This is a genomic window from Methylocaldum marinum, assembly GCF_003584645.1.
GTDB classification, from domain to species: Bacteria; Pseudomonadota; Gammaproteobacteria; order Methylococcales; family Methylococcaceae; genus Methylocaldum; species Methylocaldum marinum.
Genome location: NZ_AP017928.1, coordinates 4,468,451 through 4,484,847, shown reverse-complemented (window position 1 = coordinate 4,484,847; position 16,397 = coordinate 4,468,451). Strand labels below are relative to the sequence as shown.

At 60.1% G+C, this 16,397-nt stretch carries 18 protein-coding genes and 2 CRISPR repeat arrays; all 18 genes read left to right on the top strand.

The window, feature by feature from the left end; genetic code table 11:
• The first annotated feature begins 93 nt into the window (after positions 1 to 93).
• Complete coding sequence (locus sS8_RS20025; protein ID WP_119631308.1) at positions 94 to 378, top strand: nucleotidyltransferase family protein; 285 nt, start codon at positions 94 to 96, stop codon at positions 376 to 378.
• A 47-nt stretch (positions 379 to 425) separates the two neighbouring features.
• Positions 426 to 1,568 carry a type III-B CRISPR module-associated protein Cmr3 gene (locus tag sS8_RS20020; protein ID WP_170161185.1) on the top strand — a complete coding sequence of 381 codons (1,143 nt, stop codon included), beginning with the start codon at positions 426 to 428 and terminating at the stop codon, positions 1,566 to 1,568.
• Positions 1,569 to 1,602: 34 nt separating this feature from the next.
• A complete protein-coding gene (gene cmr4, locus sS8_RS20015; protein ID WP_119631306.1) occupies positions 1,603 to 2,532 on the top strand; it encodes a type III-B CRISPR module RAMP protein Cmr4 in 930 nt (309 codons plus the stop codon).
• Positions 2,533 to 2,651: 119 nt separating this feature from the next.
• The gene (gene cmr5 / locus sS8_RS20010) at positions 2,652 to 2,993 is read left to right on the top strand and encodes a type III-B CRISPR module-associated protein Cmr5 (RefSeq protein WP_119631305.1); all 342 of its coding nucleotides are present in this window, start codon (positions 2,652 to 2,654) and stop codon (positions 2,991 to 2,993) included.
• Between the two features lie 9 nt (positions 2,994 to 3,002).
• Complete coding sequence (gene cmr6, locus sS8_RS20005) at positions 3,003 to 4,082, top strand: type III-B CRISPR module RAMP protein Cmr6 (RefSeq protein WP_119631304.1); 1,080 nt, start codon at positions 3,003 to 3,005, stop codon at positions 4,080 to 4,082.
• 104 nt (positions 4,083 to 4,186) lie between these two features.
• A CRISPR array of direct repeats spans positions 4,187 to 4,712; the repeat unit is 36 nt; unit sequence GTTTGAATCGAGACCTGATAAAGAAGGGATTAAGAC.
• 121 nt (positions 4,713 to 4,833) lie between these two features.
• A complete protein-coding gene (locus sS8_RS20000) occupies positions 4,834 to 5,922 on the top strand; it encodes an IS5 family transposase (RefSeq protein ID WP_119628055.1) in 1,089 nt (362 codons plus the stop codon).
• A gap of 208 nt (positions 5,923 to 6,130) precedes the next feature.
• A CRISPR array of direct repeats spans positions 6,131 to 6,451; the repeat unit is 36 nt; unit sequence GTTTGAATCGAGACCTGATAAAGAAGGGATTAAGAC.
• A 344-nt stretch (positions 6,452 to 6,795) separates the two neighbouring features.
• A complete protein-coding gene (locus sS8_RS19995; protein WP_119631303.1) occupies positions 6,796 to 8,082 on the top strand; it encodes a hypothetical protein in 1,287 nt (428 codons plus the stop codon).
• Positions 8,079 to 8,879, top strand: a complete 801-nt coding sequence (locus sS8_RS19990) for a hypothetical protein (RefSeq protein WP_119631302.1) — start codon at positions 8,079 to 8,081, stop codon at positions 8,877 to 8,879. Before sS8_RS19995 ends, sS8_RS19990 begins: the two co-directional genes overlap by 4 nt.
• Before the next feature lie 296 nt (positions 8,880 to 9,175).
• Positions 9,176 to 9,571 (top strand): hypothetical protein, encoded by a 396-nt coding sequence (locus tag sS8_RS19985; RefSeq protein WP_119631299.1) that lies wholly within the window; start codon positions 9,176 to 9,178, stop codon positions 9,569 to 9,571.
• Positions 9,568 to 10,368, top strand: coding sequence for a hypothetical protein (locus sS8_RS19980; protein ID WP_119631301.1), 801 nt, complete (start codon positions 9,568 to 9,570; stop codon positions 10,366 to 10,368). Before sS8_RS19985 ends, sS8_RS19980 begins: the two co-directional genes overlap by 4 nt.
• Positions 10,369 to 10,664: 296 nt before the next feature.
• Complete coding sequence (locus tag sS8_RS19975) at positions 10,665 to 11,060, top strand: hypothetical protein (protein WP_119631299.1); 396 nt, start codon at positions 10,665 to 10,667, stop codon at positions 11,058 to 11,060.
• Entirely contained in the window at positions 11,057 to 11,854 is a 798-nt protein-coding gene (locus tag sS8_RS19970) for an Imm49 family immunity protein (protein WP_119631300.1), read from the top strand. Before sS8_RS19975 ends, sS8_RS19970 begins: the two co-directional genes overlap by 4 nt.
• Positions 11,855 to 12,150: 296 nt before the next feature.
• Positions 12,151 to 12,546, top strand: a complete 396-nt coding sequence (locus tag sS8_RS19965; RefSeq protein ID WP_119631299.1) for a hypothetical protein — start codon at positions 12,151 to 12,153, stop codon at positions 12,544 to 12,546.
• Entirely contained in the window at positions 12,543 to 13,343 is an 801-nt protein-coding gene (locus sS8_RS19960) for a hypothetical protein (RefSeq protein WP_119631298.1), read from the top strand. Before sS8_RS19965 ends, sS8_RS19960 begins: the two co-directional genes overlap by 4 nt.
• Before the next feature lie 296 nt (positions 13,344 to 13,639).
• The gene (locus sS8_RS19955; protein ID WP_119631297.1) at positions 13,640 to 14,035 is read left to right on the top strand and encodes a hypothetical protein; all 396 of its coding nucleotides are present in this window, start codon (positions 13,640 to 13,642) and stop codon (positions 14,033 to 14,035) included.
• The gene (locus sS8_RS19950; protein ID WP_119631296.1) at positions 14,032 to 14,832 is read left to right on the top strand and encodes an immunity 49 family protein; all 801 of its coding nucleotides are present in this window, start codon (positions 14,032 to 14,034) and stop codon (positions 14,830 to 14,832) included. The genes sS8_RS19955 and sS8_RS19950 overlap by 4 nt, the downstream gene beginning before the upstream one ends.
• Before the next feature lie 296 nt (positions 14,833 to 15,128).
• The gene (locus tag sS8_RS19945; RefSeq protein WP_119631294.1) at positions 15,129 to 15,524 is read left to right on the top strand and encodes a hypothetical protein; all 396 of its coding nucleotides are present in this window, start codon (positions 15,129 to 15,131) and stop codon (positions 15,522 to 15,524) included.
• The gene (locus sS8_RS19940) at positions 15,521 to 16,318 is read left to right on the top strand and encodes an Imm49 family immunity protein (protein ID WP_119631295.1); all 798 of its coding nucleotides are present in this window, start codon (positions 15,521 to 15,523) and stop codon (positions 16,316 to 16,318) included. Before sS8_RS19945 ends, sS8_RS19940 begins: the two co-directional genes overlap by 4 nt.
• The last annotated feature ends 79 nt before the right edge of the window (positions 16,319 to 16,397 follow it).

The following is a 16,397-nucleotide window of genomic DNA, read 5'->3' as shown; positions in this document are numbered from 1 at the left end:
GTCGCGAGCGATGCGGTTCGTTCCTCACCGCATCCTACAAAAAGAAAACAAGAACGACGCTAAGTTTTGAAACATTCTCCGAACGGAAACGCCATGGACCCACTGATTGAAGAACATCGTGACGAAATCCTGAAACTGGCCCGCCGTCATGGCGTACGTCACGTACATCTGTTCGGCTCCATGGCGCGCGGAACCGCTACCGTCGATAGCGATGTGGATTTTCTGGTGGACCTCGGCGAGACGGCTTCCGCGCTCGATCTCGGCGCCTTGCTGATGGATCTCCAAGAGCTGCTGGGGCGCCGGGTCGATGTGGTCACCGAATCCGCGCTCCCCCCTTTGCTGAAAGAGCGCGTTTTGCGGGAGGCCGTACCCCTATGAAAGACGTTTCGCTCCGCTTTTCGCCACCGAACCGAAGGACGACCGGCATGAATGATCTGTTTCTCGAACCTCTGGACGTGCTCTATTTGCGCGGCAACAAACTGTTCGACGGCGCCGGAGCGCACGGCGAGGCGCTGATGCCGCCCTGGCCGTCGCTGGCGGCGGGCGCCATCCGCTCGCGCATGCTGGCCGATGCGGGCGCCGACTTGCGGACCTTTGCAAACAATGAACCGCTGGCCGATCCTGCCCTACACCAAATCCTGGGAACGCCCGACACGCCCGGTTCATTCCGCATCGCATCCTTTACCCTGGCGCGGCGGACCGACGGAAAAATCGACCCTTGCTATCCGCTGCCGGCGGATGTCGTGGTGACCGAAGACGATGCGAGCGATGCCGCGTACCTGGCGCCGAGGGAACCCCCGCCCGGACTTCGCTCCGGCTATCCCTTGTCCCGCCTGCCGGCGCTGAGTAGCGACGGACCTGCCAAACCCAAGGGCGGCCTTTGGCTGAACCAGGCCGGATGGAAGGCTTACCTCCGACGGGATTCCCTGCGAAAGGAACATTTCGTGCCGAGTTCGGAACTCTGGAAACACGATCCGCGCCTGGGTATCTCGCTCGAACCGGGACGGGCCGTCGCCGCAGAGGGCCTGCTGTACACCGCCGAGACCGTGGCTTTGTGTGGGGGCGTCGGCTTTCTGGTTAGGGTGGCCGGTGCGGATGGACGCCTACCCGCGGAAGGGCTGCTGCGGCTCGGCGGCGACGGCCGCGCCGCCGCCGTGCGGCCGGTGGACGTCGAATGGCCGGAGCCGGACTGGAACGCCATCATCCGCGACCGGCGCTTTCGCCTCGTGCTGGCATCGCCGGGACTGTTCGAGGACGGCTGGCGCTTGCCCGGCACCGATGGAAACAATCGTTGGCGAGGTCCCGGCGGCTGTTCGGCTCGGCTGGTATCCGCGGCAGTCAGCCGCAATACCGTGGTGAGCGGCTGGGACCTGGCCCGCCGGCAGCCGAAACCGGCTCTTCGCGCCGTGCCGGTCGGTTCGGTGTACTGGCTGGATCAATTCGAAGGCCCGGTGGAAGCGCTCCGCGAGCTTGCTAAGGAAGGTCTCGAAATTGCGCAGCATCAGGCCCGGCGCTCACGTTGGGCGGAGGGCTTCAATCTCATTCACATTGCGGCCTGGCCGGCCTAACCGAAGAAGAATCAACAACAGGAGATACGATCTCATGTACCAAGCCCAATCCGCTCTCTTTCTCTACTGCATCAGCCCGGTACACATGGGCGCCGGCACCGCCGTCGGCCTGATCGACAACCCCATCCAGCGCGAACGTCACACCGAATATCCGCTGTTCGCGGGGTCCGGACTCAAGGGCGCGGTTCGTCATCGCGCCTGGACGGCGCTGAACGGTGCCGATGGAAACGGCAAGAACAGCCTGCTCGACCGGTTATTCGGCCCGGATGCCGGCAGCGCCGACCTGCATGCCGGCGCGATCAGCTTCGGCGACGCCCAGTTGGTCGCCTTCCCGGTACGCTGTACCCGACGGGCCTACGTCTATGCGAGTTCGCCGACGGCCCTGGCGAGAACGGCAAGAACCTTGAACCTGCTCGGCATCGAAGTCCCCTGGAAAATTCCGGAGGTGAAGGAAGGCTTTTGCCGCGTCGTCACCGACGGAGCGCCGGTGGAAAACGGTAAGCCGCTCCACTTGGAGTCGTTCGAGCATGTCGCCGAGGCCGCTCCGGAGATGAACGACATCGCCGACTGGCTGGCCGAGCATGCCCTGCCTTCGAGCGAGGCCTACGCGTTCTTCCGGGAGAAGCTCAAGCACGACCTGGTGCTGCTGCCGGACGAGGATTTCGGCTATTACGTCAAAAACGCCACTGTGGTCGAGCCGCATGTGCGCATCCACAATGACAAAGGCACAGCCGAGGACGGCGGCCTCTTCTACACGGAAAACCTGCCGCCGGAATCGCTATTGATCGCCCCGCTTATGGCTTCGTCCGAGCGCAGCGGCAAGGGCGCCATGCGGGCCGAGGACGTGATGAGAATCGTGCTCCAGGGCGGCGAAGGCATTCCAGGGCTAGACGGGCAAGCGCTGCAAGTGGGCGGCGACGCCACCACGAGCCGCGGCCAGATCGTCGTCACCGCCGTGTCGTAGGGTGGGTTAGCGCAGCGTAACCCACCGAAACAGCCCGTAGGATGTGCTGCACGAAGTAAAGCGCATCGTTCGCGATGATGTATCCAACCGAACAAGAAACTCCATAGGGAACTGAAAATATGCAAACCCTCGAACAACAACGCGCAGCATTCGCCTGGGAAAAAGTCCAGCGCTGCACCAGCGATTACAAGAATCTCGCCAAAGGCGCCCCGGCGCTCATCATGAACAACGGACTGATGCAGGCTTTAGCGTTCTATCAAAGCAAGGGGAAAGAACACCATCTGTCTTTGAACCGTCACCTTTGCGAATGGCTGCGGCAACGCGCCATTGTCGGCGACGCTTCCTTTGCAGGTACGATGGCCGAGTTGCACCAAGCCGGTTCGGCCAGATACCGCCTTGCGACCGAAGAAGCCCTGGCGGTACTCAAATGGATACGCCAGTTCGCGGCGGCGTTAGCCTAGGAGGCGAGCATGGCAAAACCCGCCGTACCCGACTATCTCGCCCGCGATTCCGAGTTTTCCGATTGCCCGCCGGGGCATCGGTACACGCTTTACGGCGCTTTCTGGGAGCCGGAACGGGATTGGAAGCGCGTGGAAAACGTCAAGCCCGAGACCTTGAACGGCACGTTTCGAAAGTTTCCGGACAGCACGGTCCGTCTGCGCGATGCCGTTCTCGACAGGCAACGCGAACATGCGCGCCAACTCGGCGAAAGCGTCCTGACCTTGGATACGGAAAGCATCTCGCCCTTCGTCAGCGGCACCGGCATCGAGCATCCTCTGGAAAACGGCATGGCCTTTCTCAATCCTTATGGCCTTCCGTACCTGCCGGGTTCCGGTATCAAAGGCGTTCTGCGCAAGGCCGCCGAAGAGCTGAGCAAGGATGTGTTCGGCGAAGGCAGTCAAGGCTGGAGCCGGGTCGCCATCGACATCCTGTTCGGAAAAGAAACCGACGACCGAGAAAATGAACATACCCGCGGTGCCTTGAGTTTCTGGGATGTCTTTCCGCGATGCGATTCGCTCGCGGCCGATATCATGAATCCGCATTACGGACCGTACTATCAGGAAGGAAAAACGCCCGCCGATTGCTACAGTCCGATACCGATTTTCTTCCTCACCGTTCCGGCGAAAACCGGCTTCACCTTCCATGTCGAGTGCGATGTTTCGCGGCTACCGGCCGACTGGCCCGAGGGACATTGGCAAACCCTGCTCCGCGCCGCCTTCGGCCATGCCTTCGACTGGCTGGGTTTCGGCGCCAAAACCGCGGTAGGATATGGCGCGCTGAGACGCTCCGCGAAAGCCGCCGAACCTGAACTTGCCGCAGTCGAAGAAGAGATTTGGGAAAACGCCGGGGTGTCCTACAACGTGAGCACTCGTGAAATGATTGCCGAAACGACTTCCCAAAGAGCCGTCCGGTGTGAGGCCAAGGCGTTGTTCGACGCGTTGGGATCGAAACGCCGGCAGGACAAGGCGAAAGCCAAGGAATTGGTAGCCCGAGTCAGAGTCCGTTTGCAAAACGGAACCGCCGAATTGCTGGAGATTCTTCCCGCATGAAGACCCGAAAACGGCCATCACTCGACGCTAACTTTTCGGTGAACGGATTTTTCTACAACCCCCTTTGTAAGCCATTGAATATGGAGGTGTTTTAGACGCGAGCTGTTTGAATCGAGACCTGATAAAGAAGGGATTAAGACGTGGAGATCCGCCCGGGTTGCCGCCGGCGGGACAGTTTGAATCGAGACCTGATAAAGAAGGGATTAAGACGTCGTAGTCTGCGGAAACCTTAGCGTCTGCGGCGGTTTGAATCGAGACCTGATAAAGAAGGGATTAAGACACGAATTCGTCGGCGAATTCATCCGGTATTAAAGTTTGAATCGAGACCTGATAAAGAAGGGATTAAGACCTTCCGCGCTCTCTTAATTTAATCATCGTGTTCAGTTTGAATCGAGACCTGATAAAGAAGGGATTAAGACCGTTGAGTCGAACAAGTGCAGCATGGGATACGCGGAGTTTGAATCGAGACCTGATAAAGAAGGGATTAAGACACGAATTCGTCGGCGAATTCATCCGGTATTAAAGTTTGAATCGAGACCTGATAAAGAAGGGATTAAGACTGTATTTGTAGTCCCCATTCATCCCCTTCCGCAGGTTTGAATCGAGACCTGATAAAGAAGGGATTAACAGGCTGTTGATTTTCTCGGCCCCGGAAGCCGCATGAATTCGTTGGATGGATCGCATAAAATAGGCATAACCGATTGTTTGTCATGGCAAAATGATATCATTTCAAGATACTTTGGACTCTTTCATGCGCGGCGCCGACATCACCCAGCAAGAACTCTTCAGCTACCGAACCTTGGAAGACCGGATTCCCAAGGATCATCCCCTTCGGAAGCTCCGGGCCGTGGTCGACATTCTGCTGACCACGCTGGACTCGGAATTTGATGCCCTCTATGCCCGGACCGGCCGGGAATCGATTCCGCCGGAGCGGCTGCTGCGCGCCAGTCTCATCCAAGTCTTGTTCTCTGTCCGCTCCGAGCGGCAGTTGGTCCAGCAGATCGAATTCAATCTTTTGTACCGCTGGTTTGTCGGGCTGACCCTGGATGCCGAGGTCTGGGACCACTCCACCTTCAGCGCCAACCGGGATCGGTTGCTGAACGAGCGGATTTCCCGGCTGTTTTTCGAGCGGGTCGTGTTGCTGGCGGAATGGCAGGACCTTTTGTCGGACGAGCATTTCTCGGTGGACGGCACGCTGATCCAGGCGTGGGCCTCCATGAAGAGCTTTGTGAAAAAGGATGGCAGCTCGCCTCCGCCGGAGGACGGCGGCCGGAATCCGTCCGTCGATTTCAAGGGCGAAAAGCGCTCCAACGCGACCCACGCCTCGACCACTGATCCGGAGGCTCGCCTTTACAAGAAAAGCGAAGGGGATAAAGCTCAACTGTGCTTCATGGGCCATGCCCTGATGGAAAACCGGACCGGCCTGGTCGTGGATGTCGAGGTGACTCACGCCACCGGCACGGCGGAACGGGACGCGGCCAAGATCATGATCGGTCGCACCGTCACGAAGCCCGGCGCGACGGTCGGGGCGGACAAGGCTTACGACGTGCCGGAGTTCGTGCAAGCTCTCCGGGAGCAGCGGGTCACGCCGCATGTCGCCCGGAAGGAAAAAGGCTCCGCCATCGATGGCCGCACCACCCGACACGCCGGCTACCGGACCAGCCTGAAGAGGCGCAAGCGGGTGGAAGAAATCTTCGGGTGGTCGAAGACCGTGGGCGGGTTACGCCAGACCCGGTTCCGGGGTTTGAAGAAGGTGGCGGCCCAGACCGTGTTCACTTTCGCCGCCTACAACCTGACCCGGTTGGGTGGGCTGTTCGGCTGGCGATGGTCGACGGCCTAGGCGGGCGTCTGCCCAAAATTCGCCGAAAGGCGGCAAGAACCCCCAAGCGGGGGGATGAAAACCGGCTAGAACCGGGATTTCAGAGCTAAAAGGACCTTCAGCACTAAAAATTAAGCCGCCGATAAGGGGTAAAGCCGAAGGCATGGAGGCGAATTTCAACAGCCTGTTAAGACGCGAAGCGCGGCATCGACATCCCGCCAACTGTGGTGTTTGAATCGAGACCTGATAAAGAAGGGATTAAGACGCCGCTTCCCCTGCGTTGTCGCCAGCTGCTCCTTGGTTTGAATCGAGACCTGATAAAGAAGGGATTAAGACGCGGAGGCATGCCACGGTCGTCTTCGCGCCCTTGAACGTTTGAATCGAGACCTGATAAAGAAGGGATTAAGACTTCAGATAAGCCGCAAGTTCTGCGGGATTCATCTGTTTGAATCGACACCTGATAAAGAAGGGATTAAGACTTCGACATCTTTTCGTCTGGGGCAACTTCATTGATGTTTGAATCGAGACCTGATAAAGAAGGGACCCAATCGGGAAAAAACCTGGCATTTCGTCAAACACCGAGGGGAAAAACCGTAGATTGCGACGAACGAAGGAAACCGCCCTTCTACGGGCGCGGGACAGACATCGTTCGAGAACGCCATCGGTGCGGTTCGTGCCTCACCGCACCCTACGGGCCGTAGGCTGTGGTGAGCAAAGCCGCCCGCATCATTCGCCGCTGCCGAGCACACCGAATCACGCGCCGGGTCGTCGCGCCTCACCCAACCAAAGAAATGACATGCCTCAATGACGCGGCGGTCCTTGTTGCGGTTTTCACCGGCCCGGCGTTGAGGCATCATCCGCTGCGCGTGTCAATTCTGAGAGGGAAAAATCACGATGAGACTGAAACGCCCCGAGGACCTCGAATGGTCGGACCTGCCGAACATCGAGCATCCCTTCTTTGCCCGTTCGGACATCGAATGGGCGTTCCTCGATGACGACGAGCCGGACCGCATCTGGGACCTCGACGACGTGCTGGCCGACCTGTTCGACGATCTCGATCCCCCGCCGCACTGGGATCCGGCAACTCTCGACCTGTTGCTGGACGAGATCGACTACGGGGAAGTTTTCCTGGTCCATGAATCCGGTAAGCGGCCCTTTGCGCCGGTGGTCCGCTGGCAAGCGGACGGCGAATCCGCGGATCGAGGCCGCTGGGTGAGCAACCTTTCTATGACGGAGCTTCCGATCCTCCGCCGGCGCCTGGAAGACATCCTCCGCCGCTTGAACGAAACGCCCACGCGCCGGGGCTCGGCCCCGGGGTCGTGGTGGGACAAGGCGGTGGGCGGGGCGAAGGAACTGGGCAATCGCTTCGCCAAGGCCAACGCGGCGATGAATGCCGAATGGCTGGCGGAGCGGAACATCGTGGCGTTCAGGGACCGGGCCACCGGCGAAACCCTTGGTCCCGGCGCGGTCCGGCAGCGCTACGAGACGGACGGGCGGGACCTGCTGCCCCCGGTCGGCGACGGCGAGGCCGACGGGGCGCGCGTGGTCCGCGACTCGGCCGGCGCGGGCGCGATGCTGTCCGCCGCCATGGCCCTGGCCACCCGGTTCCGCTCGGTGGTGCGCCACCCGGACGAATTCGCGGCCGATCTCAAGCAGATCCTGACCCACAACACCCGCTCGGCGCCCGAGGCGCTGGGCAAGGCCGGGCTGGAGCAAGCCAAGCGCCGGCTGGGACACCGCTCCGACCCGCGCTACGTGGACCGCTACCACGGCCCGGACGACATGACGAAGAAGGACGGCCGGCTGGCCGAGTGGGAGGCCAAGGGCAACAACCAGGACAGCACGTCGGTGGCAATGGATAAGCACGGCAATTTGCAAGGGTCTAGAGATAAGAATCAATTACGCGCTCGGACCCTGCTAGGAAAGGAACAACAAGGCAAAGTGGGACTCCCCTCCAATCGCCAGGGCGGACCGTACACGGCGGAGGAGATCGATTTGTGGGGCGAGATTGACGAATTGGGCGGCGACAAACAGCACATCTCCGTCCACACCAACACCAACACCGGCCGGGTGCGCGTGTTCGAACGCGATGCGGACGGCAACATCGCCCAAACCCTGGACGAATTCGAGCTGGAAAACTTCAACGAACTGAAACAGGTAATCGGAGAGGCGTTCAAATGAGCAACACACCGGAACAGCAGCAGATCGATCATTGGCTTAATACGGCAACAACACGGATTGCCCGTAAGCACCAACTTTACGCAGAAGGGTTCTATGAAAAAAAGAACATTTCACTTCAAATTCATTTTACTGGACTGGCAGGCTGGCATGCCGCCCTCGCCCGCGCCAAGTTCCTGAACGGCGACCCGATCGCCGAGGTCCGGGCCGAGTTCGCCAATGCCGCCCGCCACATCCTGAAAAGCTTCCGCATGGCCTACGACGAAACGGACCCCGATTATCAAGGCAGTGCCGCCGATTTGAGTTGCGTCGCCGAAACCATCGCCATTCGAGGCTTCAATCACGCACTCATGGCCGCCGACTTCAGCCTGGCCGCCGAACTGGCCGGTTGGTTTCGGGACCGCCCGGACGGAGTAAAAAAAGTTGTCGAAGTCAACCGATATGCCCATGCGCTGAAAGGCGTCTTGCTCGACGACCTGCGGAGTGCCCAAGAGTTGTTGGCCGCTCAGTTCGATGCCTATGCGGCCAAGCCATCCAAGCGCAACGATTATCGCAAGAACTACTTCACCTTGAGCACGGCTCTATCCGGCATTGCGGACACGAACGAAGCCCGCTTCAACGAAGGTTTGATGATGCAGTTGAACTTTTATCAGGGCGATGCGCAAGGCGAATTGAAGGACACCGACGAGGAATTCATCTGCGATTATGCCGTCGCCCTGGCCAATCTCGGCCTGCGCCGGGGGCTCGAAGTCACGGCGGAACACCCTACCCTGCCCCGGGGCTTGCTGATCCAGCCCTAAAGCATTATTGACCCGGTCCAAAATAACGTTCGCCCTGAGCTTGTCGAAAGGCACTCGGCTTGGGGCTTCGACAAGCTCGGCCCGAACGGAATCAATAGGGTATTTAAGGGCCGGATGAATAAGACGGGTTCCTTCGTCTATTCTCTGCCGGTCGTCTTCAGTTCGAATCGAGACCTCGTAGGATGCGGTGACGAAGGAACCGCATCATTCACCGCTCAGGACAGGCACCGTTCGCCGGCGCCATCGGTGCGGTTCGCGCCTCACCGCACCCTACGGGCTACCACGGCCCGGACGACATGACGAAGAAGGACGGCCGGCTGGCCGAGTGGGAGGCCAAGGGCAACAACCAGGACAGCACGTCGGTGGCGCTGGATATCAACAGGAACCGGCAGGGCTCGCGTGACAAGAACCTCGTCCGAGCCCAGTTGATGACCCGCGACAAGGCCCGGAAGGCCGGCCTCCCTTCCGACCGCCAGGGCGGACCGTACACGGCGGAGGAGATCGATCTGTGGGGCGAGATTGACGAATTGGGCGGCGACAAACAGCACATCTCCGTTCACACCAATACCGACACCGGCCGGGTGCGCGTGTTCGAACGCGACCACAGAGGCAATATCACCCAAACCCTGGACGAATTCGAGCTGGAAAACTTCAACGAACTGAAACAGGTAATCGGAGAGGCGTTCAAATGAGCAACACACCGGAACAGCAGCAGATCGATCATTGGCTGAACAATGCCCGCTACCAAATTGAACGGACCTGGCGGTTGAACAGGGAAGGGTTTCATGAAAAACATGGTGTGTCCTTGCAATGCGTTCACACGGCGGTTGCGGGAGATCACGCTTCCCTCGCCCGCGCCAAGTTCCTGAACGGCGACCCGATCGCCGAGGTCCGGGCCGAGTTCGCCAATGCCGCCCGCCACATCCTGAAAAGCTTCCGCATGGCCTACGACGAAACGGACCCCAATTATCAAGGCAGTGCCGCCGATTTGAGTTGCGTCGCCGAAACCATCGCCATTCGAGGCTTCAATCACGCACTCATGGCCGCCGACTTCAGCCTGGCCGCCGAACTGGCCGGTTGGTTTCGGGACCGCCCGGACGGAGTAAAAAAAGTTGTCGAAGTCAACCGATATGCCCATGCGCTGAAAGGCGTCTTGCTCGACGACCTGCGGAGTGCCCAAGAGTTGTTGGCCGCTCAGTTCGATGCCTATGCGGCCAAGCCATCCAAGCGCAACGATTATCGCAAGAACTACTTCACCTTGAGCACGGCTCTATCCGGCATTGCGGACACGAACGAAGCCCGCTTCAACGAAGGTTTGATGATGCAGTTGAACTTTTATCAGGGCGATGCGCAAGGCGAATTGAAGGACACCGACGAGGAATTCATCTGCGATTATGCCGTCGCCCTGGCCAATCTCGGCCTGCGCCGGGGGCTCGAAGTCACGGCGGAACACCCTACCCTGCCCCGGGGCTTGCTGATCCAGCCCTAAAGCATTATTGACCCGGCCCAAAATAACGTTCGCCCTGAGCTTGTCGAAAGGCACTCGGCTTGGGGCTTCGACAAGCTCGGCCCGAACGGAATCAATAGGGTATTTAAGGGCCGGATGAATAAGACGGGTTCCTTCGTCTATTCTCTGCCGGTCGTCTTCAGTTCGAATCGAGACCTCGTAGGATGCGGTGACGAAGGAACCGCATCATTCACCGCTCAGGACAGGCACCGTTCGCCGGCGCCATCGGTGCGGTTCGCGCCTCACCGCACCCTACGGGCTACCACGGCCCGGACGACATGACGAAGAAGGACGGCCGGCTGGCCGAGTGGGAGGCCAAGGGCAACAACCAGGACAGCACGTCGGTGGCGCTGGATATCAACAGGAACCGGCAGGGCTCGCGTGACAAGAACCTCGTCCGAGCCCAGTTGATGACCCGCGACAAGGCCCGGAAGGCCGGCCTCCCTTCCGACCGCCAGGGCGGACCGTACACGGCGGAGGAGATCGATCTGTGGGGCGAGATTGACGAATTGGGCGGCGACAAACAGCACATCTCCGTTCACACCAATACCGACACCGGCCGGGTGCGCGTGTTCGAACGCGACCACAGAGGCAATATCACCCAAACCCTGGACGAATTCGAGCTGGAAAACTTCAACGAACTGAAACAGGTAATCGGAGAGGCGTTCAAATGAGCAACACACCGGAACAGCAGCAGATCGATCATTGGCTCGCGGTATCGCAGGAAGGCATTACGGAAAAGTGGGAACTCTATCGCTCGGGCTTCTACGCTCGGGAAAACCTGCCGATTCAAGGAATGTATTGCACCCTGGCTGGAATGCACGCTTCCCTCGCCCGCGCCAAGTTCCTGAACGGCGACCCGATCGCCGAGGTCCGGGCCGAGTTCGCCAATGCCGCCCGCCACATCCTGAAAAGCTTCCGCATGGCTTACGACGAAACGGACCCCGATTATCAGGGGGAAAAAGCCGACCTCAGCGCCGTAAGCGAAACCATCGCCATCGACGGCCTGAATTTCGCCCTGATGGCCGCCGATTTCGATCTCGCCGTCGAACTGGGACGCGGGTATCGTGATCGCCCCGACGGCTTCAGCCTCGGCCTCGATGTCAACCGCTATGTCAATGCCCTGGCCTTCACCGTGCGGGACCGCCTCGAAGACGCCCGCCAGCGGCTGCAGGCGCAGTTCGACGATTACGCCCGCAAACCGCCCAAAAGCGCGGCGGACCGGAACTACCACTCGCTCGTCACGGCTCTGTCCGGCATCCTGGAGCGGGACGCGGCGCGCTTCAACGAGGGACTGGCCGCGCAACTGAAAATCTATCAGGGTTACGCCCGCGGCGAGGGCAAGAATACGACGTTCGAATTCATCTGCGATTATGCCGTGGCCCTGGCCAATCTCGGCCTGCGCCGGGGGCTCGCGGTCACGGCGGAGCACCCTACCCTGCCCCGAGGCTTGCTGATCCAGCCCTAAAGCATTATTGACCCGGCCCAAAATAACGTTCGCCCTGAGCTTGTCGAAAGGCACTCGGCTTGGGGCTTCGACAAGCTCGGCCCGAACGGAATCAATAGGGTATTTAAGGGCCGGATGAATAAGACGGGTTCCTTCGTCTATTCTCTGCCGGTCGTCTTCAGTTCGAATCGAGACCTCGTAGGATGCGGTGACGAAGGAACCGCATCATTCACCGCTCAGGACAGGCACCGTTCGCCGGCGCCATCGGTGCGGTTCGCGCCTCACCGCACCCTACGGGCTACCACGGCCCGGACGACATGACGAAGAAGGACGGCCGGCTGGCCGAGTGGGAGGCCAAGGGCAACAACCAGGACAGCACGTCGGTGGCGCTGGATATCAACAGGAACCGGCAGGGCTCGCGTGACAAGAACCTCGTCCGAGCCCAGTTGATGACCCGCGACAAGGCCCGGAAGGCCGGCCTCCCTTCCGACCGCCAGGGCGGACCGTACACGGCGGAGGAGATCGATCTGTGGGGCGAGATTGACGAATTGGGCGGCGACAAACAGCACATCTCCGTTCACACCAATACCGACACCGGCCGGGTGCGCGTGTTCGAACGCGACCACAGAGGCAATATCACCCAAACCCTGGACGAATTCGAGCTGGAAAACTTCAACGAACTGAAACAGGTAATCGGAGAGGCGTTCAAATGAGCAACACACCGGAACAGCAGCAGATCGATCATTGGCTGAACAATGCCCGCTACCAAATTGAACGGACCTGGCGGTTGAACAGGGAAGGGTTTCATGAAAAACATGGTGTGTCCTTGCAATGCGTTCACACGGCGGTTGCGGGAGATCACGCTTCCCTCGCCCGCGCCAAGTTCCTGAACGGCGACCCGATCGCCGAGGTCCGGGCCGAGTTCGCCAATGCCGCCCGCCACATCCTGAAAAGCTTCCGCATGGCCTACGACGAAACGGACCCCGATTATCAGGGGGAAAAAGCCGACCTCAGCGCCGTAAGCGAAACCATCGCCATACGAGGCTTCAATCACGCGTTCATGGCCGCCGATTTCGATCTCGCCGTCGAACTGGGACGCGGGTATCGGGATTCGCCCGACGGCTTCAGCCTCGGCCTCGATGTCAACCGCTATGTCAATGCCCTCAAATCCGTCGTACTCGACGACCTGCCGCAGGCCCGCGGGCTGTTGTCGGCTCAGATCGATGCGTATGCGGCCAAGCCATCCAAGCGCAACGATTATCGCAAGAACTACTTCACCTTGAGCACGGCTCTATCCGGCATTGCGGACACGAACGAAGCCCGCTTCAACGAGGGACTGGCCGCGCAACTGAAAATCTATCAGAGTTACGCCCGCGGCGAGGCCCGGAACACCGACGAGGAATTCATCTGCGATCACGCCGTCGCCTTGGCCAATCTCGGCCTGCGCCGGGGACTCGCGGTCACGGCGGAGCACCCTACCCTGCCCCGAGGCTTGCTGATCCAGCCCTAAAGCATTATTGACCCGGCCCAAAATAACGTTCGCCCTGAGCTTGTCGAAAGGCACTCGGCTTGGGGCTTCGACAAGCTCGGCCCGAACGGAATCAATAGGGTATTTAAGGGCCGGATGAATAAGACGGGTTCCTTCGTCTATTCTCTGCCGGTGGTCTTCAGTTCGAATCGAGACCTCGTAGGATGCGGTGACGAAGGAACCGCATCATTCACCGCTCAGGACAGGCACCGTTCGCCGGCGCCATCGGTGCGGTTCGCGCCTCACCGCACCCTACGGGCTACCACGGCCCGGACGACATGACGAAGAAGGACGGCCGGCTGGCCGAGTGGGAGGCCAAGGGCAACAACCGGGACAGCACGTCGGTGGCGCTGGATATCAACGGGAACCGGCAGGGCTCGCGTGACAAGAACCTCGTCCGAGCCCAGTTGATGACCCGCGACAAGGCCCGGAAGGTCGGCCTTCCCTCCAACCGCCAGGGCGGACCGTACACGGCGGAGGAGATCGATTTGTGGGGAGAGGTAATACGTAAACAAGGCAACAAACAGCACATCTCCGTTCACACCAATACCGACACCGGCCGGGTGCGCGTGTTCGAACGCGACCACAGAGGCAATATCACCCAAACCCTGGACGAATTCGAGCTGGAAAACTTCAACGAACTGAAACAGGTAATCGGAGAGGCGTTCAAATGAGCAACACACCGGAACAGCAGCAGATCGATCATTGGCTAAAGGTGGCAAGAGACGGACTGACGCAGACGGAGGAAGACTTCAAAAGCGGTTTCTACGAAGCGGAAAACATTTCAATCGAGAGTGTTCACACGGGCACGGCCATGCTTTATGCTTCCCTCGCCCGCGCCAAGTTCCTGAACGGCGACCCGATCGCCGAGGTCCGGGCCGAGTTCGCCAATGCCGCCCGCCACATCCTGAAAAGCTTCCGCATGGCCTACGACGAAACGGACCCCGATTATCAGGGGGAAAAAGCCGACCTCAGCGCCGTAAGCGAAACCATCGCCATCGACGGCCTGAATTTCGCCCTGATGGCCGCCGATTTCGATCTCGCCGTCGAACTGGGACGCGGGTATCGTGATCGCCCCGACGGCTTCAGCCTCGGCCTCGATGTCAACCGCTATGTCAATGCCCTCAAATCCGTCGTACTCGACGACCTGCCGCAGGCCCGCGGGCTGTTGTCGGCTCAGATCGATGCGTATGCGGCCAAGCCATCCAAGCGCAACGATTATCGCAAGAACTACTTCACCTTGAGCACGGCTCTATCCGGCATTGCGGACACGAACGAAGCCCGCTTCAACGAGGGACTGGCCGCGCAACTGAAAATCTATCAGAGTTACGCCCGCGGCGAGGCCCGGAACACCGACGAGGAATTCATCTGCGATCACGCCGTCGCCTTGGCCAATCTCGGCCTGCGCCGGGGGCTCGAGGTCACGGCGGAGCACCCTACCCTGCCCCGGGGCTTGCTGATCCAGCCCTAAAGCATTATTGACCCGGCCCAAAATAACGTTCGCCCTGAGCTTGTCGAAAGGCACTCGGCTTGGGGCTTCGGCAAGCTCGGCCCGAACGGAATCAATAGCGTATTTAAGGGCCGGATTAATCAGACGGGTTCCTTCTTCTATTCTCTGCCGGTCATCTTCGGTTCGAATCGAGACCTCGCAGGATGCGGTGACGAAGGAACCGCATCATTCACCGCTCAGGACAGGCACCGTTCGCCGGCGCCATCGGTGCGGTTCGCGCCTCACCGCACCCTACGGGCTACCACGGCCCGGACGACATGACGAAGAAGGACGGCCGGCTGGCCGAGTGGGAGGCCAAGGGCAACAACCGGGACAGCACGTCGGTGGCGCTGGATATCAACGGGAACCGGCAGGGCTCCCGAGCGAAGAACCGCAGCAGAGCCCGGTTGATGACTGAAGACAAGGCCCGGAAGGTCGGCCTTCCCTCCAATCGCCAGGGCGGACCGTACACGGCGGAGGAGATCGATTTGTGGGGAGAGGTAATACGTAAACAAGGCAACAAACAGCACATCTCCGTTCACACCAATACCGACACCGGCCGGGTGCGCGTGTTCGAACGCGATGCGGACGGCAACATCGCCCAAACCCTGGACGAATTCGAGCTGGAAAACTTCAACGAACTGAAACAGGTAATCGGAGAGGCGTTCAAATGAGCAACACACCGGAACAGCAGCAGATCGATCATTGGCTAAAGGTGGCAAGAGACGGACTGACGCAGACGGAGGAAGACTTCAAAAGCGGTTTCTACGAAGCGGAAAACATTTCAATCGAGAGTGTTCACACGGGCACGGCCATGCTTTATGCTTCCCTCGCCCGCGCCAAGTTCCTGAACGGCGACCCGATCGCCGAGGTCCGGGCCGAGTTCGCCAATGCCGCCCGCCACATCCTGAAAAGCTTCCGCATGGCTTACGACGAAACGGACCCCGATTATCAGGGGGAAAAAGCCGACCTCAGCGCCGTAAGCGAAACCATCGCCATCGACGGCCTGAATTTCGCCCTGATGGCCGCCGATTTCGATCTCGCCGTCGAACTGGGACGCGGGTATCGTGATCGCCCCGACGGCTTCAGCCTCGGCCTCGATGTCAACCGCTATGTCAATGCCCTGGCCTTCACCGTGCGGGACCGCCTCGAAGACGCCCGCCAGCGGCTGCAGGCGCAGTTCGACGATTACGCCCGCAAACCGCCCAAAAGCGCGGCGGACCGGAACTACCACTCGCTCGTCACGGCTCTGTCCGGCATCCTGGAGCGGGACGCGGCGCGCTTCAACGAGGGACTGGCCGCGCAACTGAAAATCTATCAGGGTTACGCCCGCGGCGAGGGCAAGAATACGACGTTCGAATTCATCTGCGATTATGCCGTGGCCCTGGCCAATCTCGGCCTGCGCCGGGGGCTCGAGGTCACGGCGGAGCACCCTACCCTGCCCCGGGGCTTGCTGATCCAGCCCTAAAGCATTATTGACCCGGCCCAAAATAACGTTCGCCCTGAGCTTGTCGAAAGGCACTCGGCTTGGGGCTTCGGCAAGCTCG

What these genes read in the sequence shown, in the direction of transcription:
- sS8_RS20025 (WP_119631308.1), top strand. Translation starts at nt 94, where the DNA reads ATGGACCCACTGATTGAAGAACATCGTGACGAAATCCTGAAACTGGCC.
- sS8_RS20020 (WP_170161185.1), top strand. Translation starts at nt 426, where the DNA reads ATGAATGATCTGTTTCTCGAACCTCTGGACGTGCTCTATTTGCGCGGC.
- cmr4 (WP_119631306.1), top strand. Translation starts at nt 1,603, where the DNA reads ATGTACCAAGCCCAATCCGCTCTCTTTCTCTACTGCATCAGCCCGGTA.
- cmr5 (WP_119631305.1), top strand. Translation starts at nt 2,652, where the DNA reads ATGCAAACCCTCGAACAACAACGCGCAGCATTCGCCTGGGAAAAAGTC.
- cmr6 (WP_119631304.1), top strand. Translation starts at nt 3,003, where the DNA reads ATGGCAAAACCCGCCGTACCCGACTATCTCGCCCGCGATTCCGAGTTT.
- sS8_RS20000 (WP_119628055.1), top strand. Translation starts at nt 4,834, where the DNA reads ATGCGCGGCGCCGACATCACCCAGCAAGAACTCTTCAGCTACCGAACC.
- sS8_RS19995 (WP_119631303.1), top strand. Translation starts at nt 6,796, where the DNA reads ATGAGACTGAAACGCCCCGAGGACCTCGAATGGTCGGACCTGCCGAAC.
- sS8_RS19990 (WP_119631302.1), top strand. Translation starts at nt 8,079, where the DNA reads ATGAGCAACACACCGGAACAGCAGCAGATCGATCATTGGCTTAATACG.
- sS8_RS19985 (WP_119631299.1), top strand. Translation starts at nt 9,176, where the DNA reads ATGACGAAGAAGGACGGCCGGCTGGCCGAGTGGGAGGCCAAGGGCAAC.
- sS8_RS19980 (WP_119631301.1), top strand. Translation starts at nt 9,568, where the DNA reads ATGAGCAACACACCGGAACAGCAGCAGATCGATCATTGGCTGAACAAT.
- sS8_RS19975 (WP_119631299.1), top strand. Translation starts at nt 10,665, where the DNA reads ATGACGAAGAAGGACGGCCGGCTGGCCGAGTGGGAGGCCAAGGGCAAC.
- sS8_RS19970 (WP_119631300.1), top strand. Translation starts at nt 11,057, where the DNA reads ATGAGCAACACACCGGAACAGCAGCAGATCGATCATTGGCTCGCGGTA.
- sS8_RS19965 (WP_119631299.1), top strand. Translation starts at nt 12,151, where the DNA reads ATGACGAAGAAGGACGGCCGGCTGGCCGAGTGGGAGGCCAAGGGCAAC.
- sS8_RS19960 (WP_119631298.1), top strand. Translation starts at nt 12,543, where the DNA reads ATGAGCAACACACCGGAACAGCAGCAGATCGATCATTGGCTGAACAAT.
- sS8_RS19955 (WP_119631297.1), top strand. Translation starts at nt 13,640, where the DNA reads ATGACGAAGAAGGACGGCCGGCTGGCCGAGTGGGAGGCCAAGGGCAAC.
- sS8_RS19950 (WP_119631296.1), top strand. Translation starts at nt 14,032, where the DNA reads ATGAGCAACACACCGGAACAGCAGCAGATCGATCATTGGCTAAAGGTG.
- sS8_RS19945 (WP_119631294.1), top strand. Translation starts at nt 15,129, where the DNA reads ATGACGAAGAAGGACGGCCGGCTGGCCGAGTGGGAGGCCAAGGGCAAC.
- sS8_RS19940 (WP_119631295.1), top strand. Translation starts at nt 15,521, where the DNA reads ATGAGCAACACACCGGAACAGCAGCAGATCGATCATTGGCTAAAGGTG.